Genomic DNA, 25,337 nt, shown 5'->3' with positions numbered 1-25,337 from the left:
GTGAGCGGGCTCGGGTCGTCAGGCTCGCCGCACCATGCCCGCCCTAGCGCCAGCCGTAGTTGAAGCTGACGGAGATCCGCTCGGACTTCGCCCGGTTGGCCGGCACCTCGTGGCGGAGCCAGCTCTCCCACAGGAAGACCGTGCCGGGCTGGGGCGTGAGATACACGAACGTCCGCTGCGGTTCCGGCGCGTCGGCCAGCCGGGGCGGCGCCGCCATCATCATCGGCAGGCGGGGGGTCTTCGAGCTTCAGCGCGCTGGCGCCCGGCGGAGTGCGCACATAGACGGTGCCCGATATCACGCTGTGCGGGTGGATGTGGCCAGTGTGGCCCGCGCCTGGCTTCAGGATGTTGACCCACAGGCTGTCGAGCCGCAGCTTCCCGCCGCCCAGGTCGTAGGCCAGGTCCTTGGCGAAGGCGGCCACGTGGCGGTCGAGCTTCTTCTTCAGGTCGCCGAAGACGGAGGCCCGGAGCGGCAGGTCGTCGAGCGAGGCGTAGGAGGTGTAGCCGCCGTAGGCGTTCTCGCGGCACCAGCGCCGGCCGGCCTCGTCGCCTTCCGAAAGCATCCGGCAGGCGGCCTCCAATTCGGAGTTGAAATTTTCGAAAGTTCGGTCTGTGCTAAGCGACGCTTCGTAGACCGGAGTCGGAAAAAAGAAGGCGCAGGGTCATAGGGCGGCGCTAGTCGCCTTCCGGCCGAAAGTCAAAGGCCGGCCTGACGGGTCCTCGGGTCCGGGGTCGGGCATGTTGTTCAAAACGATGGTCCCGCAACGATCGGGGCCGGGGGGAGCGAGACAATGATCAGGACAGTGGCGGCCATGGCGCTGGCCAGCTTGGTGGTCGCAGGCCACGCGGACGCTCAGACGCGGCGTGGCAAGGGCCCGCGGCGGCGGCGGCCTACAAAGCCCCGCGCGGGCCGGACGGCGTGCGTCCGGACCTGAACGGCGTCTGGTCGGTGATGAACACCGCCAACTGGGACATCGAGCCCCACGCCGCGCGGGCGGCCCTGCAGTTCCGCCCGGGGCCGGTGAACCCGGTGCCGGCCAAGGAGGTGGTGGCGCTGGGCGCCGTCGGCGCCGTGCCGGCCGGCCTGGGCGTCGTCGAGGGCGGCGAGATCCCCTACACCGAGGAAGCCAGGAAGGTCCGCGACGAGAACCGCGCCGACTACCTGAAGCGCGATCCCGAGGTGAAGTGCTACCTGCCCGGCGTGCCGCGCGCGAACTACATGGCGCTGCCGTTCCAGATCTTCCAGTCGGACAAGGCGGTGCTGATCGCCTACGAATATGCCGGCGCCGTGCGGAACCTGCTGTTCGACGATCCCGGCCCGCCGCCGGTCGACAGCTGGATGGGCCAGTCGGTGGCCAAGTGGGAAGGCGACACCCTGGTCGTCACCGTCACCGGTCAGCTCGACCGCACCTGGTTCGACCGGGCGGGGAACCATCACTCGGCCGAGATGGTCGTCGTCGAGCGCTGGACGCCCACGAGCCCGACCACGATGCGCTACGAGGCCACGATCACCGATCCCGCGACCTTCACCCGGCCGTGGAAGATGAGCATGAACCTCTACAAGCGGATGGGCGAGGACGCCCGGCTGCAGCAGTTCAAGTGCGTGGAGTTCGTTGAGGAGCTGATGTACGGCCACCTGCGGAAAGAGCCGCTGAAGTGATAGGATGGGCCGCGCGGGACGAGACCCGAACGGTCCGACACAAGAGCATTTTGAAGCCGTTTTCCGGCGCTGGAGGCGCGTTATGAATTTCCGTCGCTTTATCGTTCCCACCCTGATCGCCGGGGCCCTGGCCGCCGCGGGCGCCGTCGGCGTGCAGCAGGCTCAGGCCCACCACGCCTTCGCCGCCGAGTTCGACGGCAAGGCCCCCGTGCTCCTGCGGGGCAAGGTGACCAAGGTGGAATGGATCAACCCGCACGCCTGGGTGCACCTTGCCGCCGTCCAGCCGAACGGCGGGACCCAGGCCTGGATGGTCGAGGGCGGCACGCCCAACACCCTTCTGCGCTCGGGCATCGACCGCAATTCGCTGAAGCCCGGCACCGAGATCGTCGTGCGCGGCTACCAGTCGAAGGACAAGGCCTGCACGCCGGTCTGCAAGGCCAACGGTCGCGACGTGACCTTCCCGGACGGCCGCAAGCTGTTCATGGGCTCCTCGGGCACCGGCGCGCCGAAGGATGGCTCGGATCCCGGCGAGCGGAAATAGGCCCAGGGCCATGAGAGAGTGGGCCCCGGACGCCACGTCCGGGGCCCTTTTCGTTACGGGCGCTCAGGGTTCCGGAAGCGGCGCTTCCTCGGCGCCCGCCGCGACGTCGAACTGCGCGTGGCAGGCGACGCAGGTCTGGTAGAGCTTCGCGCCGGTGTCGAACGCCGCCTGCTTGTCCATCCGCATGGCGGCGTCCTTGGCCTCGAGCGCGCGGGCGGTCATATCGCGCGCGTGGCGGTTCCAGTCGGCGGCGGGCTCGCGGACACGCGCCGGAAGCATCAGCAGGTTGCCGGCCTCGGCTACGGTGGAGGCTCCGTCTTCCACCACCTTCCATCCTTCCGGCGTGGTCGGGGACAGGTCGCGTTCGCCCTCTTCGGTGACCTCGGTCCCGGACCCGCGCCAGAAGGCGAAGGCGGCAGGATCCACCACGTGGATCATCAGCTCAGCGATATCCTGATCGGTGTTGTAGGCGGGCGGCTCGGCCTTTGGAGAACAGGCGCCCAGCGCGATCAGGCACGCCAGGACGGTGAAGCGGCGCATGGCGGTTTTCCCCCAGAGATCCGGCGCGTGGACCGCGCACGTTTCAGGGGCGGATATTGCGCTGCGGCGGCGCCGCGGTCCAGCCTAACGGTCGGTGGAACGTACCTGAACTTCGAGAAGTGAGCGCCACATCTCGTCGGCGATCTTCACCACCTGGACGTTGGCGGCGAAGGCATGCTTGGCCTCGACCATCTCCACCGTCTCGCGGGTCAGGTCGACGTCGGCGTCGACGCCCATGCGGGACACGCGGGAGGCCGACGCCGCAAAGCGGTCACCGGCGGCCAGCAGGCCCGTTCGGGCAGTGGAGAGCACGTCCATGGGAGCGAGGATGACCCAGACGCGGTTAAGGCTTCGGCCCCGAAGCGTGGTAAATTCCGCGAGCCCAAGGAGACGCCCATGAGAGCCCTCATCCCCGCGGTCGCGATCCTGCTGGCGGCCGGCGCGGCGCAGGCCCAGGCGCCGTCGCGCGACACGCCCACCACCATCGTCTGCCTGGAGCCCGGCGGCCAGAGCGTGCCGCCCACCTGCCACGTGCCGGCGAGCCGCCTCGACCAGAAGGAGTTCATCTGCCAGTGCTTCGGGACCGGGCTCAGGACCGTCGTGCCTGTCTGTCCGGCTGGCGTCGACCCGCCGCCGGAGACCGGCAAGCTCAACAAGGCCCGGCGCGAGGGCGCGAAGGCCGGCTCGCTGGTCGGGGCGACCTACGAGGGCCGCCCCATCTGCGTCGCGCCGCGGAGCCCGCTCCGGTAAGGCTACTGGCCCAGCGCGGCGTAGACCATCTTCTGGAACATCGGCAGCGCCAGGCGGCCGCTCGGGCGGTCCTGGTTGGCCATCTGGGTGACGGCTTCCGGGCCGAGCGGCATGGAATCCTGGATCAGGTAGATGGCGACGAGGTCGTTCTTCGGGTCCGCCTGCCACCAGGTGCCGAAGGCGCCGGGCCAGCCGAAGGACCCCTCGGGGCCCGCCCCCAGGAAGCCGATGTTGGCCGGATCGAGGATCATCGAGACGCCGAGCCCGAAGCCCTGGGCGGTCCAGAACGGCAAGCCGAGGAACGGCTGGGCCCGCTGCGCCTCGGTGAGCCGGTTCTTCGTCATCAGCTCGACGGTCTCGGGCTTCAGAAGGCGTACGCCGTCCAACTCGCCCTTGCCCAGCAGCATGCGCGCGAACTTCAGATAGTCGTCGGCCGTGGAGACCAGGCCGCCGCCGCCGGCCTCGAAGTCGATCGGCGCCTCGGTGTGCGGGAAGGAGACGTCGGTCAGACCGCCCGGGTCGAGCCGATAGAGGTGGGCGAGGCGGTCACGGTCCTCGGGGGCCACCCAGAAGCCGGTGTCGGTCATGCCGAGCGGGCCGAAGATCCGCTCCTCGAGCACCTCGCCGAGCAGCCTGCCCTCGATGCGGGCGACCAGGAAGCCTAGCACCTCGGTGGCGTGGCTGTAGTGGAAGCGCTCGCCCGGCGGATAGCTGAGCGGCAGGCTGGCCAGCCGCTCCAGCCACTGGTCGGGCCCGAAGCCGGGCGCCAGCGGGGGCCCGAGCACGCGCTCGTGCTCGTGGGCGATCGGGCCCTGGGAGGTGAAGGCGTACGCCAGGCCCCCGCGGTGGGTGAAGAGGTCCTCCACCGTGATGTCGCGCGGCGCGGGGGAGGTGGCGTCGACCGGCCCGGTGGCGTCCTTCAGGACGCGCATGTCCTTGAACTCGGGCAGCCACCTGGTGATCGGATCTTCGAGCGAGAGCTTGCCTTCCTCGATCAGCATCAGGGCCGCCACCGAGGTCACCGGCTTCGTCATCGAGGCGATGCGGAAAAGCGTGTCGCGGGTCATCGGCGCCTTGGTGGCGATATCGCGCACGCCGATGGTGTTGACCTGGGCGACCTCGCCCTTGCGCCAGAGGAGGGTGACGACGCCGGCCAGCGCGCCCTGGTCGACGAAGCCCTGCAGCGTCGCCGGAATCTGCGCCAGTCCCTGGGGCGAGAACCCGCCCGGAGTCTCGTCACCGTAAGACATGCATTCCTCCCTGATCGTCGTTCAGCCGGCAGCTTGCGCAAAGGTGACGTGGGGGCGTCAAGCGGGCCCACCGGCCGAGTGTCCCTGCGTCAACCTTGCTGCGACGCGGCATTGAACCGCCACAAACTCGTGCGTATATGCGCGGCCGCGGGGAGGGGCCGGCCGGACGCCGGCGCCGCACCGCAAGATACGCGTGATGCAAAGGACGCCTGCGCCCATGCTCGTCACCCTGATGAAGGCCAAGCTCCACCGGGCGACGGTCACCCAGGCCGACCTGGACTACGAGGGCTCGATCGCCATCGACCGCGAGCTGCTGGACGCGTCGGGCATCCTGCCGCACGAGCAGGTGGACGTGCTGAACATCACCACCGGCGCCCGCTTCACCACCTACGCCATTGAGGCGCCCCGCGGCTCGAAGGTGATCGGGGTGAACGGCGCGGCCGCGCGCCTCGTGCAGAAGGGCGACAAGGTCATCGTGGTGACCTATGGGATGCTGCCGGCCGAGGAGGCCCGCAACTATGCGCCCACTGTCGTGTTGCTGGACGATGCCAACGAGATCAAGAAGGCCGCCTGAGGCCGTCCGGGCCGCCGCCGTGGCGGTCCTGGTTCCCGCTCTGCTGCTGGCCGGCTGCGCGCCCGGAGCCCCGAAGGGCAGCGACAAGGCCACCCTCGACGAAGCCGTCTCCCGGGCGATCGGCGACCCCAACACCTGCGTGCTGATCGCCGAGCGCGACAGCGGTCGCACGGTCTATCGTTACAACACCGCCACCACCTGCGACCGCGAGTGGCCGGCCTGCGACACGGCGGGCTCGCGCAAGCTCAAGGACCTGCTGGAACGGGCCGTGGCGGACGGCCAGGCCCGCAACCTCTCCTGCAACACGACGCCCGACGGTTCGCGCGGCGTGAGCTGGGCGGCCGGGCCGATCGCCGGCGCGCAAGGTGAAAAGCCGCTGGTCTACGCCGCCGTCATGGAAGGCAACCGGGTGTTCCCCGGCCTGATGATGGCCGACCGGCTCTCGCGCGCCTGGACGAGAGCCGGCCTTTCGCCCGAGCAGCCCTAGCGCGGGATCAGCGGCCCAGTTCGTAGAGGCCGGTGATGTCCACCCGGACCTTCAGCTCGCCCGGCGCCACCGAGGTGTCGGCGGCTTCCTTGCGGAACGAGGCCATGGCGGCCATCGGCATCGGCGGCGGGACGGGGTAGCTCGACGCGCCTTCCGACAGGGTCACCAGCCGGACCACGCGGTGGCCGGTGGCACGCGCATAGAGGTCGGCCTTGGCGGCCAGCGCCTTCACGGCCGACTCGCGGGCGGCGTTCTCGGCCGCCGTCGGGTCATCCAGGCCGAAGCTGATGCCGTGCACCTGGTTGGCCCCGGCGTTCACCGTGGCGTCCACCGCCTGGCCGAGCTTCTTCAGGTCGTGCACCGTCACGGTCACCTGGTTCGAGGTCTGGTAGCCGATCAGCTTCGGCGGCAGGTTCTCGACGTACTGGTAGCGGGGCGAGAGGTTCAGGTTCGAGGTCTGGATGTCCTTCTCGGCGATCCCGCCCCGCTTCAGCGCCGCCATGACCGCGCTCATCTTCTGGGCGTTGGCCTGCATGGCCGCCTGGGCGGTGTCGGCCTCGGTCATGACGCCGAGCGTGATGGTCGCCATGTCGGGCGCGACGCGCGTCTCACCGTAGGCGGAGAGATTGAGGGTGGTCGCGCGGAACATGGTGTCGGCCGCCGGCGGCGGCGCCCTGGGCGAGGACCGCGGGAGCCGCAGTGGCCGAAAGTAGTGCGGCGACGAGCGCAGCGCGCAGGAAGGTCTTCATTGAAAACTCCGGGGATGGAACGTCCACTAGGCTGGCAACCTCTACCTGAACGTAGGCTTTAAGGCCCGTGCAGCCCGTGGTAACCGCGATCTTCGCTGTGCTGCAGGGGCCTGTAGCTCAATGGTTAGAGCCGGCCGCTCATAACGGTCTGGTTGCAGGTTCGAGTCCTGCCGGGCCCACCAGCGCACCCGAGGGCTGACGGTCGGGAGGCTAGGCGAGCGCCCGGGAAAGCCGCAGCCAGAGTTCCCGGTCGAAGGCCTTGTCGGGGGGCGGCCTGCCCCATGCGGACCACGACCAGCTTGCGGCTCGGTACGACGTAGAGCTTGCGGTCCATGGCGCCGAGCGCGGCCACGAGGTCGGCCGGCGCCGTGGGGATCAACGATCCCGCGGTCCGGTTGGCCAGCGGACGGACGGTCTCGGCCGAGCCGTTCAGCCACCAGAGACGGCCATAGGCCGGGTTGGTCGCGGTCCGCGCGAAGAGGGCCGCCAGCGCCGTTTCGGAGACCACGCGGCGGCCGTCGGCGGCGACGCCGCGATCGAGCACGAGCTGGCCGAACCGGGCGACGTCGCGCGGCGAGGTGACCAGACCCGTCGGGTTGCCCACGTCCGCCAGCGCGGCCGGCCTCTGGCGCCAGGCCGTGTCGACCATGCCGGCGGGCGCGGCCAGCCAGTCGCGGGTCAGGGTTTCCAGCGGCCGCTTCGCCGCGGCGGCGAGGACCCGCTTGGTCATCGCGTAGGCGGGCGTGTTGTAGAAGAACGCCTGGCCGGGCGGGCCCGCGAAGGTCAGGGCCTCGGTCAGGCCGGAGGTCATGGTTAGGAGGTGGCTCACCCGGATCGCTTGCTCCTGGCCGGACGAGGCCTTCGACCAGCCGGCGCCGATGTGGTCGGAGACCGGCGTCTCCACATCGAGCAGGCCCTTGTCCGTGGCGATGGCGGCCAGGACCGCGACGAAGCTCTTCTGCTGGGACGCCACGTCCTCCAGGAGGGCGCCGTCGCGGCTGGTCCCATAGCTCGCGAAGGCGGCGCGGAAGGCGCCGGCGTCGGGGGCAGGGGCCAGTTCTTCTCGACCAGGGTCTTGCCGGCCTGGACCACCAGGAAGCCGGTGGTCTTCTGGCCCTCGACGTAGTCCAGGACGGGCTGCAGGTCCGGCTCGGCGGCGAAGACCGGGCCGGCTGCGAAGGCGGCGCCGGCCGCGAGCAGGCTGCGGCGCGAGAGGTCGCGGGTGTCCGGCATGTTCGACGCCTGAAGAAGAGAACGCTGTGTCCTGACATTCTGGCGCTGGAATCGGATCGGGCCAACAATCCGCGGTCGGCCGCCTCGGACCTTCGGCGCGAATGTGATCTATCTGCAGTCGGCCGAGCGAGAGGGGATCGCCATGGGTGCGTCGCGTCGTGAATTGTTCGTAGGGGCGGGAGCGCTCGCGGCGGCCGGTCCGGCCGGGGCGGCGACGTCCCCCCCGGCCGACGCAGCCTGGCTCCAGGGCCTGCTCGAACGCTTCGCCGGCTTCGGGATCAAGGCGTCCGGCGGCCCCGGCGACACGGCCAGCGGCGTCTGGCTGGAGGGCGAACTGGCGGCGCTCGGCTACGTCTGTTCGAAGCCGTCCTTCGACGTGCCGTACGCGGACGTCCGCACGGCCACACTGGCGGTCGGCGGCGCCGCCGCGCCGGTGTTCCCCCAGGCGATCGTCAGGACCACCGGGGCGGGCGGGCTGACCGCGCCGCTCCGGCTGGCCAGCGCGCCGGGCAGCTTGGCCGGCGCCATCGCGCTGATCGTGCTGCCCTTCAAGCGCTGGGGCTTCCTGGGCGACCCGGAGGCGAACCGGCCGCTCGCCGACGCCTTCGCGCGCGGCGCGGCCGCGGCCGTGCTGGTGACCACGGGCCCGACGCGGGAGGTGATCGCGCTGAACGTCAGCGCCACGCAGCCGGGCTTCCAGAAGCCGGTCGCCCTGCTGGCCCCCCAGGGACGCCCAGCCCTTCGTCGCGGCCGCCGCGACCGGCCAGACCGCGACCCTGACCGTCGACGCGGAGGTGGGCCGGCGGCCGGCCTACAACCTGATCGGCCGCCTCGACCGCGGGGCCCGAAAGACCCTGATCGTCACCACGCCGCGCTCGGGCTGGTTCACCTGCGCGGCCGAGCGGGGGGCGGGCGTGGCGGTCTGGCTGTCGCTGGCCCGCTGGCTGGCCGCCGCGAAGCCTGGCGTGAACCTCGAATTCGTCGCCACCAGCGGCCACGAGTACATCTACCTGGGGGGCGAGCAGTACCTGGAGCACCACGCGCCGAAGCCGGCGGACACCTGGATGTGGGTTCACGTCGGGGCCAGCGCCGCGGCCCGCGACTGGCACGAGCTGGCCACGCTCCGGCCGCTCCCCAGCGCCGACTCCCAGCGCGTGCTGACCGCCACGCCCGAGGTGATCGAGGCGACGCGCCGGGCCTTCAAGGGCCTTAGCGGCCTGGAGGCCGTCTATCCCGCCGACCGCGCCAACGCCGGCGGTGAGCTCGTGAACGTCATCGCCGCGGGCTACACGCCGGCCATCGGCCTCTACGGCGGCCATCGCTACTTCCATGCGCCGGGCGACGACATGCGCTGCGTGTCGGGCGACCTCGTCGCGCCGGTCGCCGCCGCCTTCCGTGCGGCGATCGCCGCCAGCCTGGGCCAGGCCGCATGAGCGCGCGGCCCGGCAAGGCGCACTCACCGCTCAAGGTCGCGCTCACCGCCTCGGCGGGCGCCAGCATCGAGTGGTACGACTTCTTCATCTACGGGACGGCCGCCGCGCTGGTGTTCCCGAAGCTGTTCTTCCCGGCCGACCTGCCCCCCTTCGTGGCCCAGATCGGGGCCTTCGCCACCTTCGCGGTGGGCTTCTTCGCGCGGCCCGTGGGCGGGGCGGTGTTCGGCCATTTCGGGGACATCGTGGGCCGCAAACGCGCCCTCGTGGCGGCCCTGGTCACGATGGGAATCGCCACGGCGGCGATCGGCCTGCTGCCGTCCTATGCGACGGCCGGCGTGATCGCGCCGCTGATGCTGGTGACGCTGCGGTTCGTCCAGGGTTTCGCGGTCGGCGGCCAGTGGGGCGGGGCGGCGCTACTGGCGCTGGAATCCGCGCCCGCGCACCGACGCGGCTACTTCTCGAGCTTCGTGCAGATCGGCGTGCCCCTGGGTGTGCTGCTGGCCAATGTGGTGTTCCTGGTGATCGGGGAGATGGTGGCGCCGGACGCCTTCCTGGCGTGGGGCTGGCGCGTTCCGTTCCTGCTCAGCCTGGGCCTCGTCGGCATCGGCCTCTACGTCCAGCTCAATCTCGAGGAGTCCGCCGAGTTCGACGAGCGCGCCCCGCCGCCTGCCGACGACGCGCCGACCCGGTCGCCGATCCTGAAGGTTCTGCGGCAGCACCCCGCCGAGGTGTTCCTGGCCGGCGGGGCGTTCATCGCCAACAACACCTGCTTCTACATCGCCATCACCTATGTGGTGGCCTACGGCACGGCGACGCTCGGGCTCTCGCGCAACGTCATGCTGAGCGCCGTGATGATCGGCAGCGTGATCATGGTCCCGGCGCTGATCCTCTGCGGCTGGGTGTCCGATCACTGGGGCCGGCGTCGACCGTTCATGTGGGGGGCGGCGCTCTGCGGCGTCTGGGCCTTCGCCTTCTTTCCGCTCATCGAGACCGCTTCGCCGGTGCTGATCGCCACGGCGGTCAGCGGGTCGCTCGTCTTCATCAGCATGATGTACGGACCGCAGGCCGCGCTGTTCGCCGAGCTCTTCCCGGTGGAGCTGCGCTACTCCGGCGCTTCGCTGGGATATCAGCTCGGTTCGGTGCTGGGCGGGGGGTTCGCGCCGATCGTGGCCACGGCGCTCTACGAGGAGTTCAACTCCAGCCTGCCGATCTCGATCTATCTCGCGGGCGCTTGCGCCCTGTCGCTAGCCTGCACGGCAGCGCTCGCCATGCGCGCCCGCCGGGCCGGGCGCTAAGCCGCGTCCGCGGCGGCTTATGCGCAGGGTTCCGCAGGTGGAAGACATTCGCTAACGTGTGAGTGAACAACAATAGCGAGGGGACATTCCATGGTGCTGCAAGGCCGGGTCGCGATCGTCACGGGCTCGGGCGGAGGGCTCGGTCGGGCCCATGCGCTCTACTTGGCGTCCAAGGGCGCGAAGGTGGTGGTCAACGACCTCGCGCAGGGAGGCGGCCGACCGCGTCGCCGCCGAGATCGTCGCGGCCGGCGGCGAGGCCATCGGGGTTGCGGCGTCGGTGACCGACGAGGCTGGCGTGGCGGCGATGGTCGAGACGACGCTGGCCACCTGGGGGCGGGTCGACATCCTGGTGAACAACGCCGGCATCCTGCGCGACAAGAGCTTCGCCAAGATGACCATCGACGACTTCCGCCTGGTGGTGGACGTCCACCTGATCGGCGCCGCCATCTGCTGCAAGGCGGTCTGGGACGCCATGCGCAGCCAAGGGTACGGCCGGATCGTGATGACCACGTCGTCGTCGGGCCTCTACGGCAACTTCGGCCAGGCCAACTACGGCGCGGCCAAGATGGCGCTGGTCGGCCTGATGCAGACGCTCGCCATCGAGGGTGCGAAGCACGACATCCGGGTCAATTCCCTGGCCCCCCACGGCGGCCACCCAGATGACCCACGGCGTGCTCTCCGACGAGAGCGTGCAGCTCCTGGAGCCGTCGCTGGTCAGCCCGGGCCTGCTGGCGCTGGTCGGGGAGGACGCGCCGACCCGGGCGATCCTCTGCGCGGGCGCGGGCAACTTCGCCGCCGCCCATGTGACCCTGACCGACGGCTTCTACGCGGGCGCCGACGCCGACGCGGGCGAGCGCCTCGCCGCCAACTGGGACCGGGCGGCGGACCGTTCGGCCGAGATCGTGCCGGCTTACGGCTTCACCCAGGCGGAGCGGGAACTGGCCAAGGCCGGCTTCGGCGATCGGCCGGCGGTCGTGCGGTAGGCCCGTCGCGGCGGCGCCCATGACACGGCTTCCGGCGGCGGGCCGCCTCGGGTAATCCCCAGGCGCAGGGCCGAGATGGCCGCCAATGTCAGCGCGTGAGGGGTTCCGATGGACCTGACAGCCGCCCAGGACTTCGTCTCAGGCCTCTGGGACGAGGAGATCGTGCCGGAACTCGTCGAGTACATCCGCATCCCGGCGAAGTCGCCGCACTTCGATCCACAGTGGCAGGCCAACGGCCACATCGACCGCGCCGTCGACCAGATGGTCCGCTGGGCGGAGGGCAAGCTGGCCGAGCTGCCAGGGGCGACCATCGAGGTGGTGCGGCTGGAAGGCCGGACCCCGACGATCCTGATCGAGGCGCCGGGCGACCTGGACGACACGGTCCTGCTCTACGGCCACCTGGACAAGCAGCCGGAGATGGTCGGCTGGGCCGAGGGGTTGGGGCCCTGGGAGCCGGTGCTGAAGGACGGCAAGCTCTATGGCCGGGGCGGCGCCGACGACGGCTATGCGATCTACGCCAGCGTCACCGCGCTGCTGGCGCTGCAGCGGCAGGGGATTCCGCGCGGCCGGGCGGTGGTGCTCATCGAGGCCTGCGAGGAAAGCGGCAGCTACGACCTGCCGTACTACGTGGACCACCTCGCCGACCGGATCGGCCAGCCGTCGCTGGTGATCTGCCTGGACAGCGGTTGCGGCAACTACGACCAGCTCTGGCTGACCACCTCGCTGCGCGGCCTGGCCGGCGGGCTCTTGACCGTCCAGGTGCTGAACGAGGGCGTGCACTCGGGCGATGCGTCGGGGATCGTGCCGGACAGCTTCCGCCTGGCCCGCGCGCTGGTGGAGCGGCTGGAGGACGAGGCGACGGGCGAGGTGCGGCTGCCGGCGCTGAACGTGCAGATCCCGCCGGAGCGGCGTGAGCAGGCGCAGGCGGCGGCCGAGGTGCTGGGCGAGGAGGTGTGGCGGAAGTTCCCGTTCGCCGGGAAGACCCGGCCGCCGAGCCTCGACGGGACCGAGCTGGTGCTGAACCGCACCTGGCGGCCGCAGCTCGCGGTGGTGGGCGCGGGCGGCCTGCCCGAGCCGGAGCAGGCGGGCAATGTGCTCAGGCCCTCGACCACCCTGAAGCTCAGCGTGCGCCTGCCGCCGACGGCGGACCCGACGAAGGCCCAGGCGGCGCTGGCCGAGACCCTGACCGCCGACGCGCCGCAGGGCGCCGAGATCTCTTGGGACGGCCAGCAGGCGAGCCCGGGCTGGAACGCGCCGCCGCTCTCGCCCTGGCTGGAGACCGCTGTGCAGGAGGCCTCGCAGGCGGTGTTCGGCCGCCCGGCGGTGATGATGGGCGAGGGGGGCACGATCCCCTTCATGGGGATGCTCGGCGAGAAGTTCCCCAAGGCCCAGTTCCTGATCACAGGCGTGCTCGGGCCGCACTCCAACGCGCACGGCCCGAACGAATTCCTGCACATCGAGATGGGCAAGCGGGTGACCACCTGCACCGCCCTGGTCCTGGCGGCGCACGGGGCGCGGTAGCCGTCAGGCGAACTTGCGGAACTCCGCCACCTGGGCGCTATCGAAGTACTCGTCCAGGCGGGTGATCTTGCCGTCTTTCACCCGGCAGACAATGCAGGCGTCGAGGGCGAGCCGGGCGCCGTCGTGGGTGCGCGTGCCGCGCAGCACGTGCTGGTGGGTGAAGCCCTCGGGATACACATAGACCCGGCGCTCGTCGTAGACCCGGTCGGAGATCCGCTTGGTCATGCCCTGCAGGCCCTTGCGGTTGTCCTCGGGGCCCTGAACCAGGCCGTCGGTGTTGTGCCAGATCTCGGCGTCGGGGGCGTAGCAGGCCACCAGGCCGTCCACGTCGCCCTTCTCCACGCAGTCGAAGAAATGCTTGGCCAGGGCCCGCATGGCGGCTTCGTCAAACATGCTCGTCCTCCCGGTAATGGGCGGGCCTTGGCGGCCGCCTCTTAGCGTCAACAAGATTTACGGTTCGCGGCGCGTCCGTCGAGTTGCATTCAGACGATAACTGCACTTTAGTTAGATGTCTAAGTGATGTTCCGCGGTCCACGCGGACGTGAGGCGGGAGGAACGCCATGGCGACCAATTCGTCCGACTACGGACTGGAAGCGCTGGCCGCGCGGGCCGAGATCACCGACGTGATCTACCGCTACTGCCATGCCACCGACCGCAGGCAGTGGTGGCTGATGGACACGGTGTTCCACGAGGACGCCACCTGCCAGCTTTCGGTGATCGGCGGCGACTGGCGCGAGTTCGTCCGGCAGGGCGAGGCGTTGCTGAAGCCCGTCGGCGTGACCCACCACCAGGTCGGCAACATCCTGATCGCCCTGGACGGCGACGTGGCCCACAGCGAGACCTACCTCACCGCCTTCCACCGGGTGCCGGCCGATGCCCCGCGGGGCGGGCCGTTCGGGGGTACGGGGGAGGCCTATGACGCAGTCTTCGGCGCCCGCTACGTCGACCGGTTCGAGAAGCGGAACGGCGTCTGGAAGATCGCCGAGCGGCAGTCGCGCTCGGAATACCGGCACTATCGGCCGGTGGCCGAAGGCGGGCTCGTGGACACGCCCGAGAAGTTCCGCGGCGAGTGGGGCGACGCCGACGTGGCCGCCCCGGTGATCGCGCCCTGGCGGGACGCCCGGCCGCCGGCCGCGCCGACCCTGGAGGTGCTGGCCGCCCGCGCCGAGATCGCCGACGTGATCAACCGCTTCGCCCACATGGTCGACCGTCACCAGTGGGACCTGGTGGACGACGTCTTCCACAAGGACGCCACGACGCGGTTCCTGGATTCCGTCCGCACCATCGACCAGTTCCTGGCCAACGGCCGCAACCTGCTGGGCCCGCTCACCGCCACCCTGCACCAGACGGGCAACATGCTGATCCGGGTGGAGGGCGACACCGCCTGGGCCGAGACCTACGTCACGGCCTTCCATGCCGTCCCGACGACGGCCCGGCCGGCGCCTTCTGGGGCGGGCGCGAGGAGCCCTACGAAGGGATCGGCGCCGGCCGCTACGTAGACCGTCTGGAGAAGCGCGACGGCCGTTGGAAGATCGCCGAGCGCCAGACGCTCGTGGAATGGCGTCACGACCAGCCGGTGCGTGACGGCGGCCTGGGCGGCGTTCCGGCTCAGTTCCGGGGCCAGCGCGGCGACGCCGACGTGGCGCGCCCGGTCGTCGCGCCGTTGCTCGATCGCAAGTCAGGGGAGTGAAGCCGATGCCGGGACGCCTGGACGGAAAGGTCGCGATCATCACCGGCACGGGGAGCGGCATGGGCCGCGCCGCCGCCCGGCTGTTCGCGCGCGAGGGGGCCAAGGTGGTGGGCTGCGACATCAACCCGGCGGGCGGCCAGACCGCCGAAGAGGTGCGCGCCGAGGGCGGCCAGATGGTCTCGCTGCAGCCGGTCGACCTGTCGGTCCCGGAAGGCGCCGAGCGGCTGGTGGCCTTCGCGCTGGAGAACTACGGCGCGATCGACGTGGTCTACAACAACGCCGCCATGGCCTATTTCGCGTTTGTCCCGGACATGGACTACGAGACCTTCAACAGGACCCAGCGCGAGGAGGTGGACATCATCTTCCACCTCTGCCGGGCGGCCTGGCCGCACCTCGTGGCGCGCGGCGGCGGCTCGATCATCAACACGGCCTCGACGGCGGCGAAGAAGGGCTCCACCGCGCAGGGGATGCTGGCGCACTCCGCGGCGAAGGGCGCGGTCACCGCCATGACGCGGCAGTATGCGTCCGAAGGCGGCAAGCACTTCATCCGCGCCAACACCATCTCGCCCGGCATGATCCGCTCGGCCCAGACCGAGCCTCTGATGAAGCAGGAGGGCTGGACCGAACGCGCCATCGCCCGCCAGCTCCTCAAGCGGATCGGCGAGCCCGAGGATGTGGCTCAGGCGGCGCTGTTCCTGGCGTCGGACGAGAGCGGCTTCATCACCGGGGCCGACATCGCCGTGGACGGCGGCGGCATGGCCAACTGAGGCGGAGGGCGCACATGGACAATCTCGAAATGCTCAAGCGCATCTACGCCAAGGACCGCGAGGTCCTCTGGGGCAACATGCGCGAGGACTTCACCGTCCACTCGCCGGGCAACAACATCCTGGCCGGGACCTATGTGGGGCCTGAGGCCTTCAAGGCGCACATCGCCCGGATCCACGCCGAGACCAACAACACCTTCCACGAGAGTCTGCAGGGCACCTACTTCGCCGACGACACCTGGGGCCTGGTGGTCCACTGGATGACCGCCGAGCGGAAAGGCAAGAAGCTCGCCACCTGGGGCTTCGGCCTCTGGCGCTTCGAGGACGGCAAGCTGACCGATCACTGGGAAAGCGTCGGCGACCAGGCCCACTGGGACGACTTCTGGTCCTGACCGGCCTGCGTCAGGCGGCGTCGCGCTCCACGGCCGCGGCGTCGTCGATCACGTGGCGGAGCTGGGCGAAGTAGCAGAGCGCCGCGATCACCGCGACGGGCGTCACCCCCAGCATGGCGACCCGCAGGGAGTCGGCCACGCCCCGGGCGGCCAGGATGTCGCTAAGCAGGCCGGTCGCGAACGGGCCGCCGCCCTGGCCGATGATGTTGAAGGCCAGCATGAGGAGCGCCGTCACCGTGGCGCGCGCGGCCACCGGCGACAGGTTCTGCACCAGGGCGAGCGCCGGGGCGACATAGATGGTCGACAGGATCATCGGCACGATCAGCAGGGCGAGCGCCGTCTCCCAGTTCGGGGCGACGAGGGCCAGCGCCATGGTCGGCGCGGTCAGCAGCATCGAGAGGCCGGGGGATCCAAGCGTAGGCCTTCAGGCTGTGGCGCGAGGCCCAGTTCACCAGCAGGCCGCCGCCGGCGATGCCGATGCCGAAGCAGATGCCCGCCGCGGGGCCGAACCACTTGGCGACCTCGGTCAGCGGCATTCCCTGGACGCGCATCAGATAGGCGGGGATCCAGGCCAGCATCCCGGTGCTGACAAAGGCGGCCAGCGCGCTCGCCACGACCAGCCAGCGCAGGGTGGGGCGGGAGATGAACACCTTGGCCGTGGCGCCCAGCGGCTGGGGTTTCATCGGCGTCCTGGGGACCGGATCCAGCCCCCCGCGGGCGGGCTCGCGGACGAACAGCATGAGGAGGATAGAGGCGATCACGCCAACGCCGGCGACCAGCAGGAAGGCTGTCCGCCAGCCGTACTCGGCGGCGGCCCAGCCGCCGAAGCTGGCGCCCACGAAGACGCCCAGCGGGCCGTTGGCGGTGAAGAGGCCGATGATCGCCGGCCGCATCCGGGGCGGGTAGTAGTCGGCCAGGATGGAGAGGGATGGGGCGGTGCCGCCGGCCTCGCCGACGCCCACGCCAAACCGGGCGAACGCCAGGTGCACGAACGAGTTCGCGAAGGCGCAGGCCCCGGTGAAGAAGCTCCAGACCATGCAGCAGAGGCCGACGAGCCGCACACGGTTGGTGCGGTCGGCCAGCATGGCCGCGGGCACGCCCATGATCGCATAGAAGAACGCGAAGGCGAGGCCGGTCAGCAGGCCGAGCTGGGTGTCGGTCAAGCCAAGGTCCTGGCGGATCGGCTCGGCCAGGACCGACAGGATCTGCCGGTCCATGAAGTTGGTCGTGCCGACCGCGGTCAGCAGGACGAGGGCGAGGATCCGGCCCGGCTTGGCGGCGATGGCGGAGGCGGCGGCAGGAACGGCCGTGGCGGGTGAGGTCATGGCGTTCTCGTGAGGCTCCCGGCTTGCGGGTCGGCGACGCCGGACCCCTTCAGCATGTTCTCGCCGAACAGGTTGGACCACTGCTCGGGCGTCAGCACCGGGCGGCGGCTCTGGAGGTTGGCGGCGTTCTTGGCCTCGGTGGCGCGCTTCACGGCCGGACGTTCGGCGATCGACGCCATCCAGCGCCGCGTGGCGGGGTAGGGGTCCAGTTCGAAGCCGATGGCGTAGGTCGCGCCGACCCAGGGCCAGGCGGCGATGTCGGCGACCGAGTAGTCGCCGGCCAGATACTCGGTCTCGGACAGCCGCGCTTCCAGCACGGACAGCAGCCGGCGCGCCTCATTGCCGTAGCGGGCGACGCCGTAGTCCTGACCCTCGGGAGCGTAGCGGATGAAGTGGTGGGCCTGGCCGTGCATCGGGCCGAGGCCGGCCATCTGCCACATCAGCCATTGGACAGCCTCGGAGCGGCCTCGAGGATCGGGGGGCACGAGAGCCCCGCCGGCCTTCTCGGAGAGGTAGAGCAGGATCGCGCCCGATTCCATGACGGCGAACGGGGCGCCGTCGCCGATCGGCTCATGGTCGACGATGGCCGGCAGGCGGCCGTTGGGATTGATCCTGCGGAACTCGGGCGTGAGGTGCTCGCCCTCGAGCATGTTGTAGGGGATCACGCGGTAGGGGAGACCGACCTCCTCCAGCATGATCGTCACCTTCCGCCCGTTCGGCGTGGGCACGAAGTGGACGTCGATCATGCGGCGGCTCCGCGGACGCTTACGGGAAAAAGGAAGGCGGCGGGCCCGCCCATGCCGGCCCGCCGCCTCGGGATCAGAACTTCACGCCGGCCTCGATCGCCACGTTGCGGCCGGGCTCCACCCAGTAGAGCGCGCGGGTGACCGGTGCGATCGGCGCGGGAAGCCGGAAGGAGCCGCTGGTGGTGATCTCGTCCGTCAGGTTGGTGCCGACCAGCGCGACGTGCCAGGGGCCGTCGGCGGGGGCGAGCTCGATGCGGCCGTCGAGCTTGGTGTAGCCCTCCTGCAGGCCGTACTCGATGCTCTGGTCGTCCGAGTTGAAGTGCTTCGAGCGGCCGTTGGCGGCGAGCATGGTCGTGAGGTTCAGGCCGTTCGGCAGCTCGGCCACGTACTGCACGCGCAGCGTGCCGCTCCATTTGGAGATGTTCGGCAGCGGGTAGCCCTTCAGGTTGTTCGCCGCCACGCTGGCCGGGACCGTCGGATTGCACTCGCTGATCGGCTGCGTCGCCAGGCACTGGGCGCCCGGATAGTCGTCGTACTTCACGTCCTGGTAGGCGCCGTTGGCGGTCACGGTGAGGTTGCGGATCGGGTTCCAGACGGCGGAGCCCTCGATGCCCGTGCTGCTGGCTTCCGCGGCGTTGCCGACGATGTAGCTCTGGACGTTCGAGTTGTAGGTGGAGACCTGCAGGTCCTCGAAGCTGGTCTTGTAGACCGCGGCGTTCAGCACCAGCCGGCCGTCGGCCAGGGTGCTCTTCACGCCGGCCTCGAAGTTCTCCGACTTCTCAGGCTTGAAGGTGAAGGTGGCGTTGGTGGTGCCGTAGGTGTTCGACACGAAGCCGCCGGACTTCGAGCCCTGGCCGTAGGTGGCGTAGACCATGATGCGCGGCGCCACGTCGTACTGGACGGTGATCGACGGGTCGACATTGCCTTCCGAGATGTTGTCGCGCGCCGAGGTGATCGGGCGGAACGGGAAGGGGCCGCGCAGGGACTTGGTCGTGAAGTCGCCGCGCTTGCTGGTGTGGGAGTAGCGCAGCGAGCCCAGCAGGCGCAGCTCTTCGGAGACGTTGAAGGTGCCCTGGCCGAAGACCGACCAGCTCTCCGCCTGCTGCTTGAAGTGGCTGTACATCGTGAACTGGCCGAGGCCGGCGATCCCATAGTGGTTGTACTGATCCACCATGTACTGCTGATTGTCGTAGTAGGCGCCCACGATCCAGTCGAGGCGCTCGCCGCCGGGCGATTGCAGGCGGAACTCCTGCGACCACTGCTGGAACCGTTCGGGGTAGTTGTTCGACACGGTGTGCGGGAAGACGCCGCCCGCCGGGTTCGTCTGGTCGAAGTCGTTGACGTGCTTGGCCTTGAACCAGGAGAAGCCGCTGACCGAGACCAGCGTCAGGTCGCCCACCTGCAGGTTGCCCGTGCCGGCGACGTTCCAGGAGAAGGTGTCGAAGCCCGCCTCGCCGAGCGGACCATCGGTGGTGAAGCGGGTCAGCTTCGGCTGCTGGCCGCCGGTCACCGGTCCGGCCACGGTGGCGTTGCCGAGCTGGATCGCCTGGCTGTACTCGACCTTGCCGGTGTAGTCGAAGACGTCGTTCGGCTCGTAGCGCAGGATCCCGCGCACCAGCGCCTGCTTGTTGGTGACTTCGTCCCGGCCGTTCTGGCCGAGGTTCTCCACGTAGCCGTCCTTGTCGAGCAGCTTGGCCGCCAGGCGGATGCCCAGGCTGTCGGTGATCGGCCCGGAGACGTAGCCCCACGCGCCGGGACCCTTCTCGTCGAAATTGTAGACCCCCGTCACCGAGCCCTCGAATTCGCGGGTCGGCATGGCGGAGATGATGCTGATGGCGCCGGCGGCGGTGTTCTTGCCGAACAGCGCGCCCTGCGGCCCGCGCAGCACTTCGACCCGCTGCAGGTCGAAGAAGGGGGCCATGAACTGCCGGCTGCGCCCCGCATAGACCCCATCGACGTAGAGGCTGACCGCCTGGTCGAACGAGTAGTTCTGCGACGGCGAGCCGAAGCCGCGGATGTAGATGACGTCGTTGCCGCCGATGTTGCCGACGTTGACGTTCGGCACGCTGAGCTGGCGGAAGGTGTCGGAGTGGAAGTCTTCGATGGTCTGGGCCGACACCACCTCCATGGAGATCGGCACCTCCTGGACGTTCTCGGCCCGCTTCTGGGCGGTCACGACGACTTCGCCGATGCTGGTGGCCTCTTGCGCCATCGTCGCCGTAGCCAGCCCGCCGGCCAGCATGGTGGTCGCGAATAGAATCCGGACGTTCATTCTGCGCTGCCTCCCCCTGTTTTGCGTCAAGCCGCGTTCTGCGCACGGATCTTGATCGGACCTTGGTCAGGCGCTCTTCGCGCCGGGGCCGGAGACCTCTGTCAGGCTCCGATCCTTAGACCCAAAATTAGATATCTAAGTGTTGGTGTCAACGGATCGCCGCAGCGTGGATGCATGTCGCCTCACGCTGCGGCGCCGGCGCCACTATTTGGCCGTTTCGAGGACCTTCTCGTCGTTCTCGGCGAGGGCCTTCAGCACCACGTTGCGCGACTTCGCGCCGGCGGCGTCCACGGCCTCGTGGGCGACGTCCTTCTCGGTGAAACCGTTGTGCGTCCAGGAGGCGAACTCGAGCATCACGCCGTCCGGATCCCAGAAGTAGACCGAGCGCACGAAGACGCCGTCGTGGAGCTCATCGGTGTGCTGCATCGGCGAGTCGTCATGGTTCAGCACCTTGCCGAGCTGCACGCCCTTGGCCTCCAGCTTGACGAGGTACTCGTCGAACTTCTCGGCCGGCACGTTGAAGGCGATGTGGTTCATCGAGCCGTGCGCCGAGCGGATGTCGCCGCCGCCGGGGAGCTGAGCGGGCGCCGAGACGCCGGGGACCGCCGCCGGGGCGTTGGGGAACCAGAAGAAGGCCAGCGAGTCGCCGTTGCCGATGTCGAAGAAGAAGTGCTGGCCCATGCCGTTCGGCAGGTCGATGGTCTTCACCAGCGGCATCCCCAGGATGTCGCGGTAGAACTCGACGGTCTTCGCCATGTCCTTGCACACGAGCGCCAGGTGATTGACGCCGCGGATGTCGAATTCGCGGTTGATCGGAGCGGCCATCGGATCCTCCTCGGTGGCGCGGTCTGGCTGGTCCGGACCGCCGTTCTTCTCCAGGGATCATCCGCCTGAAACGCAGATACGTCAATTTCCTTGACGCTCCTAGGGCCGCGCTGGACCCCGATCGCTTCGTATTCTAAGGAATTCCGGTGCCACACGATGCCGTGATCATGCAGACCCTGCGGGCCGGAGGCCTGCTGCCGCCGGATGCCGACGCGGTGCTGGAGCCGTTGACCGGCGGGGTCTCGAGCGAGGTCTATTGGCTGGAGACGCCCAACGGGCCCGTCTGCGTGAAGCGGGCGCTGGGCAAGCTGCGCGTGGCCGCCGACTGGCGCGCGCCGGTGGAGCGGTCGCACTTCGAGGTGGCGTGGCTCCGGACCGCCCGGCCGCTGGTCGGAAAGGGCGTCCCCGAGGTGCTGCTGGAGGACCGGGACGCCAGCCTGTTCGTCATGACCTTCTTCGATCCCGCGACCCACGCGGTCTGGAAGTCCGAGCTGGCGGCGGGCCGCATCGACGTGGCCTTCGCCGGGCGGCTGGGCGCCATGCTGGGGCGGATCCATGCCGGCTGCGCCGGCTCCAGCGAGATCGCGGAGCAGTTTCCCACGACGGCGCTCTTCGAGGACCTGCGCCTCGATCCCTATCTGCGCGAGACGGCCAGGCGGCATCCGGACCTGGCCGGGCGGCTGACCGCGCTGGCCGACCGGACGGCCGCGTCGCGGATCAGCCTGGTGCACGGCGACGTGAGCCCGAAGAACATCCTGCAGGGGCCGGAGGGCCCGGTGCTGCTGGACGCGGAGTGCGCCTGGTATGGCGATCCCGCGTTTGACGTGGCCTTCTGCTCGACCCACCTGCTGCTGAAGCCCGTCTGGAAGCCGGCGCACACGGCCGCCTATCTGGAGAGCCTCGCCACCTTCCACGCGGCCTACCGCCCGGCGGTCGGCTGGGAGCCTCAGGCGGCGCTGGAGACGCGGGCGGCGGAGCTGACGGCCGCGCTGCTTCTGGCGCGGGTGGATGGCAAGTCGCCGGTGGAATATCTGCAGGACGAGGCCGACCGGGCGTTCGTGCGGGGGGCCGCGCGGCGGCTGATCGCCGAAACGCCGGCCAGCCTCGGCGAACTCGCGCAGGCCTGGGCCAGGGCGCTGGAGGAACGATGAAGACCGAGATCACCAGCGTCCGCGCCCGCCAGGTGTGGGATTCGCGCGGCCGGCCAACGGTCGAGGCGGAGGTGACGCTGGCCGGCGGCGCCATGGGCCGGGCCCTGGCTCCAGCCGGGGCGTCGCGTGGCTCCCACGAGGCCATCGACCTGCGCGACGGCGGCGCGCGGTTCGGCGGCATGGGCGTCGACAAGGCCGTGGCCGCGGTGAACGGCGAGATCGCCGGCCTGCTCAAGGGCCGCGACGTGCGCGACCAGGCCGGGCTGGACGAGGCGATGGCTGACGCGGACGGCACGCCGAACTTCGCCCGCCTGGGCGGCAATGCGGTGGTGGCCGTGTCGCTGGCGGCGCTGCACGCCGCGGCCGCCGCGGAGGGCCTGCCGCTGTGGGCCCATCTCGCGGAGGGGCGGAAGGTGCGTATCCCGCTGCCGGAGATCCAGATCTTCGGGGGTGGGGCGCATGCGGGCCGCCGCACGGACCTGCAGGACTTCATGATCATGGTCCCGAAGGCCGGGAGCGTGCGCGAGGTCTTCGAGGTGACGGCCGACGTGTTCCGCGCGGCGGGCGAGATCATGGCCGAGAGCGGACGGCTGGCGGGCGCGGCGGACGAAGGCGGCTGGTGGCCGGTGTTCGACAGTAACGAGCAGGCGCTCGACGACCTGGTGCGGGCTATCGAGCGCTCGGGCCATCGGCCCGGGGAGGACGTCTTCATCTCGCTCGACATCGCCGCCAACGAGCTGGACCGCGGCGACGGCCGCTACCGGATGAGCCTCGACAAGGCAGACCTGTCCAGCGCCGAGATGGTCGAGCGCGTGGCGGGCTGGGTCGACCGCTATCCGATCCTTTCGATCGAGGACCCGGTGAGCCAGGACGACCTGGACGGCTTCGCCCGCGCGACGAAGGCATACGGGGCGCGGGTGCAGGTGATCGGCGACGACATCCTGGTGACCAACGCCGAGCGCGTGGCGCGCGCGGCGGCGGCCGGCGGCGGCAACGCGGTGCTGGTGAAGGTCAACCAGGCCGGCACCGTCACCCGCGCCAAGGCGGCGCTCGACGCGGCCCGGTCGCGGGACTGGGCGACGATCGTCTCCGCCCGCTCCGGCGAGACCGAGGACGTCTCGATCACCCACCTCTCGGTCGGCTGGGACGCGGGCCAGCTCAAGGTCGGCAGCTTCACGCGCTCCGAGCGCATGGCGAAGTGGAACGAGTTGATCCGGATCGAGGAGGCGATGGGCGCCGACGCGGTGTTCGCTGGCCCCTCGGCCTTCGCGCCGTCGGTGGCGGCGGGGCTCAAGTGAAGGCGCTGCTGCAGTACCGCGCGAGCCCCGGCTTCCGGGCCATGCTCGACCGCTACGCCGCCGAGTTCGGCATCGAGGCCGTGGTCGTCGACGAGGACGACGATGCGGCGCTGACCCGCGAACTCGCGGACACCGATGTCTTCCTTCACGTGCTGAAACCGATCACCGCCGAGGTCATCGCCCAGGGCCCGAGGCTGAGACTGATCCAGAAGCTCGGCGTCGGCGTGAACACCATCGACCTGGAGGCGGCTAAAGCGGCCGGCGTGACGGTCGCCAACATGCCCGGCGTCAACAGCCAGGCGGTGGCGGAGATGGCGCTCGCCCTGATGCTGGCCGTGCTGCGCCGGCTCTCCTACCTCGACCCGCTGACGCGGCGCGGGGAGGGATGGTCGCCCGATCCGGTGCAGATCGACGGAACCGGCGAGATCGCGGGACGCACCGTCGGCTTCATGGGCTACGGCGGCTCGGCGTCGCGGCTGGGGGCGGCGCTGCAGGCGCTGGGCGCGGAGGTGATCTACACCGCGCGGTCGGCGAAGCCGGACCTGCCTGGGCGGTTCGTCAGCCGCGAGGAGCTGCTGAGCACCGCCGACATCGTCTCCCTGCACGTGCCGCTGACGCCCGAGACCGACCGGATGATCGACGCCACGGCCCTGGCGTCCATGAAGCCCGGCGCCGTCCTCGTGAACACCGCCCGCGGCGGTCTGGTGGACGAGGCGGCGCTGGCGGACGCCCTGCGCTCGGGCCGGCTCTCAGGGGCCGGCCTCGACGTCTTTGCGGAGGAGCCGGTGGATCCGGCCAACCCGCTGCTGGCCCTGCCCAATGTGGTGGTCGCCCCGCACATGGCCTGGCTCACGCCGGAGACCCTGGAGCGCAGCCTGGCGGCCGCCTTCGAGAACTGCCGCCGGCTCGCCGCCGGCGAACCGCTCAACAACCAGGTGGCCTGATGGATCGTCCGACCGTGGTCTTCGCCTCCGGCCAACTGCTGACCGAGGCCATCTGGGAGCCCCAGCTTGCGGCGCTGGCCGAGGACTACGAGCTGATCGTCGCCGACCACCGGCAGGACGACACCATCGCCGGCATGGCGGACCGCCTGCTGGCGGCGGCGCCGGCGCGCTTCCATCTGGTGGCCCACGCCATGGGCGGCTTCACCGCCTTCGAGGTGATGCGGCGCGCGCCCGAGCGCGTGATCAGCCTGGCCCTGATCGCGACGCTCGCCGCCAACGACGGCCCGGCCCAGACCGAGCGCCGCTTGGGCTACATCCGCCTGGTGGAATCCGGCCGTTTCGACCAGGTGGCCGAGGAGCGCATTCCGATGCTGGTGCATCCCGACCGCCGCGGTGACGAGGCCCTGCTCGGCCTTATCCGGCAGATGGCCGCCGACACCGGGGCCGAGGGCTTCCTCGGCCAGCAGCGGGCGATCATGGCGCGGGCCGACAGCCGCCCGTCGCTGGGCAGCATCAGGGTCCCGACCCTGGTCATCCGCGGCGACGCGGACGGCATCACCACCCAGGCCCAGCAGGACGAGATTTTGGCCGGGATCCCGCACGCCCGCTTCGTGGAGATCGCGGGGTGCGGCCACCTGCCGACGCTCGAGGCGCCGGAGACGGTGAACCGCCTGCTGGCCGACTGGCTTGCCGAGCACGGCGGCGCGTAAGGCGCGCTGCCGCCGCTCGCGGTCATCTACCCCGAGATTGCCGCCACAGCGCTGGCAGCAGGCCCGGTGCTAATCTCATCCGGAAAGCAACCGAAAGAGGGATTAGCCGATGCTCGCCGGACGATGCCACTGCGGGGCGGTCACCTATGAAATGCCCGCGGAGACGATCCACCACGCGCTGTGCCACTGCACCGATTGCCGGCG

The 25,337-nt window shown here is 70.3% G+C and carries 27 protein-coding genes, 1 tRNA gene and 3 pseudogenes; 18 read left to right on the top strand and 13 right to left on the bottom strand.

Annotated features, from left to right (window positions below):
• Positions 1-43: 43 nt before the first annotated feature.
• Positions 44-647: pseudogene (locus tag LRS04_RS25470) on the bottom strand (TIGR02466 family protein); the annotation flags it as partial.
• A 272-nt stretch (positions 648-919) separates the two neighbouring features.
• On the opposite strand from LRS04_RS25470, the gene LRS04_RS25465 reads away from it, so the two are divergent.
• Together LRS04_RS25465 and LRS04_RS25460 are read left to right on the top strand one after the other, a co-directional pair.
• Positions 920-1,660, top strand: a complete 741-nt coding sequence (locus LRS04_RS25465; protein ID WP_257818881.1) for a hypothetical protein — start codon at positions 920-922, stop codon at positions 1,658-1,660.
• 82 nt (positions 1,661-1,742) lie between these two features.
• On the top strand, positions 1,743-2,201 hold the full coding sequence (locus LRS04_RS25460) for a DUF6152 family protein (protein WP_257818880.1): 459 nt from the start codon (positions 1,743-1,745) through the stop codon (positions 2,199-2,201).
• 63 nt (positions 2,202-2,264) lie between these two features.
• Here the strand turns inward: LRS04_RS25460 and LRS04_RS25455 are convergent, their stop codons facing one another.
• Entirely contained in the window at positions 2,265-2,741 is a 477-nt protein-coding gene (locus tag LRS04_RS25455) for a hypothetical protein (RefSeq protein ID WP_257818879.1), read from the bottom strand.
• Positions 2,742-2,825: 84 nt separating this feature from the next.
• On the bottom strand, positions 2,826-3,053 hold the full coding sequence (locus tag LRS04_RS25450) for a flagellar basal body rod C-terminal domain-containing protein (RefSeq protein ID WP_257818878.1): 228 nt from the start codon (positions 3,051-3,053) through the stop codon (positions 2,826-2,828).
• 84 nt (positions 3,054-3,137) lie between these two features.
• Between LRS04_RS25450 and LRS04_RS25445 the strand changes: the two genes are divergently transcribed.
• A complete protein-coding gene (locus LRS04_RS25445; protein ID WP_257818877.1) occupies positions 3,138-3,491 on the top strand; it encodes a hypothetical protein in 354 nt (117 codons plus the stop codon).
• Positions 3,492-3,493: 2 nt separating this feature from the next.
• On the opposite strand, the gene LRS04_RS25440 is transcribed toward LRS04_RS25445, so the two are convergent.
• Positions 3,494-4,741, bottom strand: coding sequence for a serine hydrolase (locus LRS04_RS25440; RefSeq protein ID WP_257818875.1), 1,248 nt, complete (start codon positions 4,739-4,741; stop codon positions 3,494-3,496).
• Between the two features lie 217 nt (positions 4,742-4,958).
• Between LRS04_RS25440 and panD the strand changes: the two genes are divergently transcribed.
• Positions 4,959-5,315: an aspartate 1-decarboxylase gene (gene panD / locus LRS04_RS25435; RefSeq protein WP_257819257.1), complete on the top strand. Its 357-nt coding sequence runs from the start codon at positions 4,959-4,961 to the stop codon at positions 5,313-5,315.
• A gap of 19 nt (positions 5,316-5,334) precedes the next feature.
• Entirely contained in the window at positions 5,335-5,802 is a 468-nt protein-coding gene (locus LRS04_RS25430; protein WP_257818874.1) for a hypothetical protein, read from the top strand.
• Positions 5,803-5,809: 7 nt separating this feature from the next.
• Here the strand turns inward: LRS04_RS25430 and LRS04_RS25425 are convergent, their stop codons facing one another.
• The gene (locus LRS04_RS25425; protein ID WP_308238257.1) at positions 5,810-6,451 is read right to left on the bottom strand and encodes an SIMPL domain-containing protein; all 642 of its coding nucleotides are present in this window, start codon (positions 6,449-6,451) and stop codon (positions 5,810-5,812) included.
• 206 nt (positions 6,452-6,657) lie between these two features.
• Between LRS04_RS25425 and LRS04_RS25420 the strand changes: the two genes are divergently transcribed.
• Positions 6,658-6,733 (top strand) — tRNA-Ile (locus LRS04_RS25420).
• Positions 6,734-7,050: 317 nt separating this feature from the next.
• Here the strand turns inward: LRS04_RS25420 and LRS04_RS28590 are convergent.
• Positions 7,051-7,524 (bottom strand): annotated as a pseudogene (locus LRS04_RS28590) (serine hydrolase domain-containing protein); the annotation flags it as partial.
• A gap of 608 nt (positions 7,525-8,132) precedes the next feature.
• A complete protein-coding gene (locus tag LRS04_RS25415) occupies positions 8,133-8,468 on the bottom strand; it encodes a hypothetical protein (protein WP_257818873.1) in 336 nt (111 codons plus the stop codon).
• A 110-nt stretch (positions 8,469-8,578) separates the two neighbouring features.
• Here LRS04_RS25415 and LRS04_RS25410 point away from each other — a divergent pair, with 110 nt between their 5' ends.
• The 4 genes and pseudogenes from LRS04_RS25410 to LRS04_RS25395 all read left to right on the top strand — a co-directional run bounded on the left by LRS04_RS25410 (position 8,579) and on the right by LRS04_RS25395 (position 13,016).
• Positions 8,579-9,217, top strand: a complete 639-nt coding sequence (locus LRS04_RS25410; protein ID WP_257818872.1) for a M28 family peptidase — start codon at positions 8,579-8,581, stop codon at positions 9,215-9,217.
• A complete protein-coding gene (locus LRS04_RS25405) occupies positions 9,214-10,512 on the top strand; it encodes an MFS transporter (protein WP_257818870.1) in 1,299 nt (432 codons plus the stop codon). The genes LRS04_RS25410 and LRS04_RS25405 overlap by 4 nt, the downstream gene beginning before the upstream one ends.
• 90 nt (positions 10,513-10,602) lie before the next feature.
• Positions 10,603-11,495 (top strand): annotated as a pseudogene (locus LRS04_RS25400) (SDR family NAD(P)-dependent oxidoreductase).
• Between the two features lie 108 nt (positions 11,496-11,603).
• Entirely contained in the window at positions 11,604-13,016 is a 1,413-nt protein-coding gene (locus tag LRS04_RS25395) for a M20 family metallopeptidase (RefSeq protein ID WP_257818868.1), read from the top strand.
• 3 nt (positions 13,017-13,019) lie between these two features.
• On the opposite strand, the gene LRS04_RS25390 is transcribed toward LRS04_RS25395, so the two are convergent.
• Complete coding sequence (locus LRS04_RS25390; protein WP_257818867.1) at positions 13,020-13,409, bottom strand: nuclear transport factor 2 family protein; 390 nt, start codon at positions 13,407-13,409, stop codon at positions 13,020-13,022.
• Positions 13,410-13,576: 167 nt separating this feature from the next.
• Here LRS04_RS25390 and LRS04_RS25385 point away from each other — a divergent pair, with 167 nt between their 5' ends.
• From LRS04_RS25385 to LRS04_RS25370, 4 genes are read left to right on the top strand one after another with little or no spacing between them, the layout of a single operon-like run.
• Complete coding sequence (locus LRS04_RS25385; protein WP_257818866.1) at positions 13,577-14,515, top strand: nuclear transport factor 2 family protein; 939 nt, start codon at positions 13,577-13,579, stop codon at positions 14,513-14,515.
• A gap of 53 nt (positions 14,516-14,568) precedes the next feature.
• Complete coding sequence (locus tag LRS04_RS25380) at positions 14,569-14,706, top strand: hypothetical protein (protein ID WP_257818864.1); 138 nt, start codon at positions 14,569-14,571, stop codon at positions 14,704-14,706.
• 5 nt (positions 14,707-14,711) lie between these two features.
• Complete coding sequence (locus LRS04_RS25375) at positions 14,712-15,473, top strand: SDR family NAD(P)-dependent oxidoreductase (protein ID WP_257818863.1); 762 nt, start codon at positions 14,712-14,714, stop codon at positions 15,471-15,473.
• A gap of 14 nt (positions 15,474-15,487) precedes the next feature.
• Positions 15,488-15,862, top strand: a complete 375-nt coding sequence (locus LRS04_RS25370; protein ID WP_257818861.1) for a nuclear transport factor 2 family protein — start codon at positions 15,488-15,490, stop codon at positions 15,860-15,862.
• Between the two features lie 10 nt (positions 15,863-15,872).
• Here LRS04_RS25370 and LRS04_RS25365 read toward each other — a convergent pair whose 3' ends face one another.
• The 5 genes from LRS04_RS25365 to LRS04_RS25345 form a co-directional block, all read right to left on the bottom strand.
• Positions 15,873-16,082 carry a hypothetical protein gene (locus LRS04_RS25365; RefSeq protein ID WP_257818860.1) on the bottom strand — a complete coding sequence of 70 codons (210 nt, stop codon included), beginning with the start codon at positions 16,080-16,082 and terminating at the stop codon, positions 15,873-15,875.
• Entirely contained in the window at positions 16,024-17,187 is a 1,164-nt protein-coding gene (locus tag LRS04_RS25360) for an MFS transporter (protein WP_257818859.1), read from the bottom strand. Before LRS04_RS25360 ends, LRS04_RS25365 begins: the two co-directional genes overlap by 59 nt.
• The gene (locus LRS04_RS25355) at positions 17,184-17,933 is read right to left on the bottom strand and encodes a glutathione S-transferase family protein (RefSeq protein WP_257818858.1); all 750 of its coding nucleotides are present in this window, start codon (positions 17,931-17,933) and stop codon (positions 17,184-17,186) included. The genes LRS04_RS25360 and LRS04_RS25355 overlap by 4 nt, the downstream gene beginning before the upstream one ends.
• Before the next feature lie 73 nt (positions 17,934-18,006).
• On the bottom strand, positions 18,007-20,205 hold the full coding sequence (locus LRS04_RS25350) for a TonB-dependent receptor (protein ID WP_257818856.1): 2,199 nt from the start codon (positions 20,203-20,205) through the stop codon (positions 18,007-18,009).
• A gap of 204 nt (positions 20,206-20,409) precedes the next feature.
• Positions 20,410-21,030, bottom strand: coding sequence for a VOC family protein (locus tag LRS04_RS25345; protein ID WP_257818855.1), 621 nt, complete (start codon positions 21,028-21,030; stop codon positions 20,410-20,412).
• Between the two features lie 146 nt (positions 21,031-21,176).
• On the opposite strand from LRS04_RS25345, the gene LRS04_RS25340 reads away from it, so the two are divergent.
• Genes LRS04_RS25340 through LRS04_RS25325 form a run of 4 tightly spaced genes read left to right on the top strand, consistent with a single transcriptional unit; the run spans position 21,177 to position 25,133 of the window.
• On the top strand, positions 21,177-22,181 hold the full coding sequence (locus LRS04_RS25340; RefSeq protein ID WP_257818854.1) for a phosphotransferase family protein: 1,005 nt from the start codon (positions 21,177-21,179) through the stop codon (positions 22,179-22,181).
• A complete protein-coding gene (gene eno, locus LRS04_RS25335) occupies positions 22,178-23,479 on the top strand; it encodes a phosphopyruvate hydratase (protein WP_257818853.1) in 1,302 nt (433 codons plus the stop codon). The genes LRS04_RS25340 and eno overlap by 4 nt, the downstream gene beginning before the upstream one ends.
• Positions 23,476-24,423, top strand: coding sequence for a 2-hydroxyacid dehydrogenase (locus LRS04_RS25330; protein WP_257818851.1), 948 nt, complete (start codon positions 23,476-23,478; stop codon positions 24,421-24,423). The genes eno and LRS04_RS25330 overlap by 4 nt, the downstream gene beginning before the upstream one ends.
• Positions 24,423-25,133, top strand: coding sequence for an alpha/beta fold hydrolase (locus LRS04_RS25325; RefSeq protein WP_257818850.1), 711 nt, complete (start codon positions 24,423-24,425; stop codon positions 25,131-25,133). Before LRS04_RS25330 ends, LRS04_RS25325 begins: the two co-directional genes overlap by 1 nt.
• The last annotated feature ends 204 nt before the right edge of the window (positions 25,134-25,337 follow it).

Origin of the sequence: Phenylobacterium sp. J367, assembly GCF_024699985.1 — a bacterium.
Lineage (GTDB): Bacteria > Pseudomonadota > Alphaproteobacteria > Caulobacterales > Caulobacteraceae > Phenylobacterium.
The sequence above is the reverse complement of the archived record's forward strand: the minus strand, read 5'-3'. Positions and strand labels throughout refer to the sequence as shown.

Coding starts and splice junctions, on each gene's coding strand:
- LRS04_RS25460 (WP_257818880.1), top strand. CDS start 1,743: ATGAATTTCCGTCGCTTTATCGTTCCCACCCTGATCGCCGGGGCCCTG.
- LRS04_RS25455 (WP_257818879.1), bottom strand. CDS start 2,741: ATGCGCCGCTTCACCGTCCTGGCGTGCCTGATCGCGCTGGGCGCCTGT.
- LRS04_RS25445 (WP_257818877.1), top strand. CDS start 3,138: ATGAGAGCCCTCATCCCCGCGGTCGCGATCCTGCTGGCGGCCGGCGCG.
- LRS04_RS25440 (WP_257818875.1), bottom strand. CDS start 4,741: ATGTCTTACGGTGACGAGACTCCGGGCGGGTTCTCGCCCCAGGGACTG.
- panD (WP_257819257.1), top strand. CDS start 4,959: ATGCTCGTCACCCTGATGAAGGCCAAGCTCCACCGGGCGACGGTCACC.
- LRS04_RS25425 (WP_308238257.1), bottom strand. CDS start 6,451: ATGTTCCGCGCGACCACCCTCAATCTCTCCGCCTACGGTGAGACGCGC.
- LRS04_RS25405 (WP_257818870.1), top strand. CDS start 9,214: ATGAGCGCGCGGCCCGGCAAGGCGCACTCACCGCTCAAGGTCGCGCTC.
- LRS04_RS25395 (WP_257818868.1), top strand. CDS start 11,604: ATGGACCTGACAGCCGCCCAGGACTTCGTCTCAGGCCTCTGGGACGAG.
- LRS04_RS25390 (WP_257818867.1), bottom strand. CDS start 13,409: ATGTTTGACGAAGCCGCCATGCGGGCCCTGGCCAAGCATTTCTTCGAC.
- LRS04_RS25385 (WP_257818866.1), top strand. CDS start 13,577: ATGGCGACCAATTCGTCCGACTACGGACTGGAAGCGCTGGCCGCGCGG.
- LRS04_RS25375 (WP_257818863.1), top strand. CDS start 14,712: ATGCCGGGACGCCTGGACGGAAAGGTCGCGATCATCACCGGCACGGGG.
- LRS04_RS25370 (WP_257818861.1), top strand. CDS start 15,488: ATGGACAATCTCGAAATGCTCAAGCGCATCTACGCCAAGGACCGCGAG.
- LRS04_RS25365 (WP_257818860.1), bottom strand. CDS start 16,082: ATGCTGGCCTTCAACATCATCGGCCAGGGCGGCGGCCCGTTCGCGACC.
- LRS04_RS25360 (WP_257818859.1), bottom strand. CDS start 17,187: ATGACCTCACCCGCCACGGCCGTTCCTGCCGCCGCCTCCGCCATCGCC.
- LRS04_RS25355 (WP_257818858.1), bottom strand. CDS start 17,933: ATGATCGACGTCCACTTCGTGCCCACGCCGAACGGGCGGAAGGTGACG.
- LRS04_RS25350 (WP_257818856.1), bottom strand. CDS start 20,205: ATGAACGTCCGGATTCTATTCGCGACCACCATGCTGGCCGGCGGGCTG.
- LRS04_RS25345 (WP_257818855.1), bottom strand. CDS start 21,030: ATGGCCGCTCCGATCAACCGCGAATTCGACATCCGCGGCGTCAATCAC.
- eno (WP_257818853.1), top strand. CDS start 22,178: ATGAAGACCGAGATCACCAGCGTCCGCGCCCGCCAGGTGTGGGATTCG.
- LRS04_RS25325 (WP_257818850.1), top strand. CDS start 24,423: ATGGATCGTCCGACCGTGGTCTTCGCCTCCGGCCAACTGCTGACCGAG.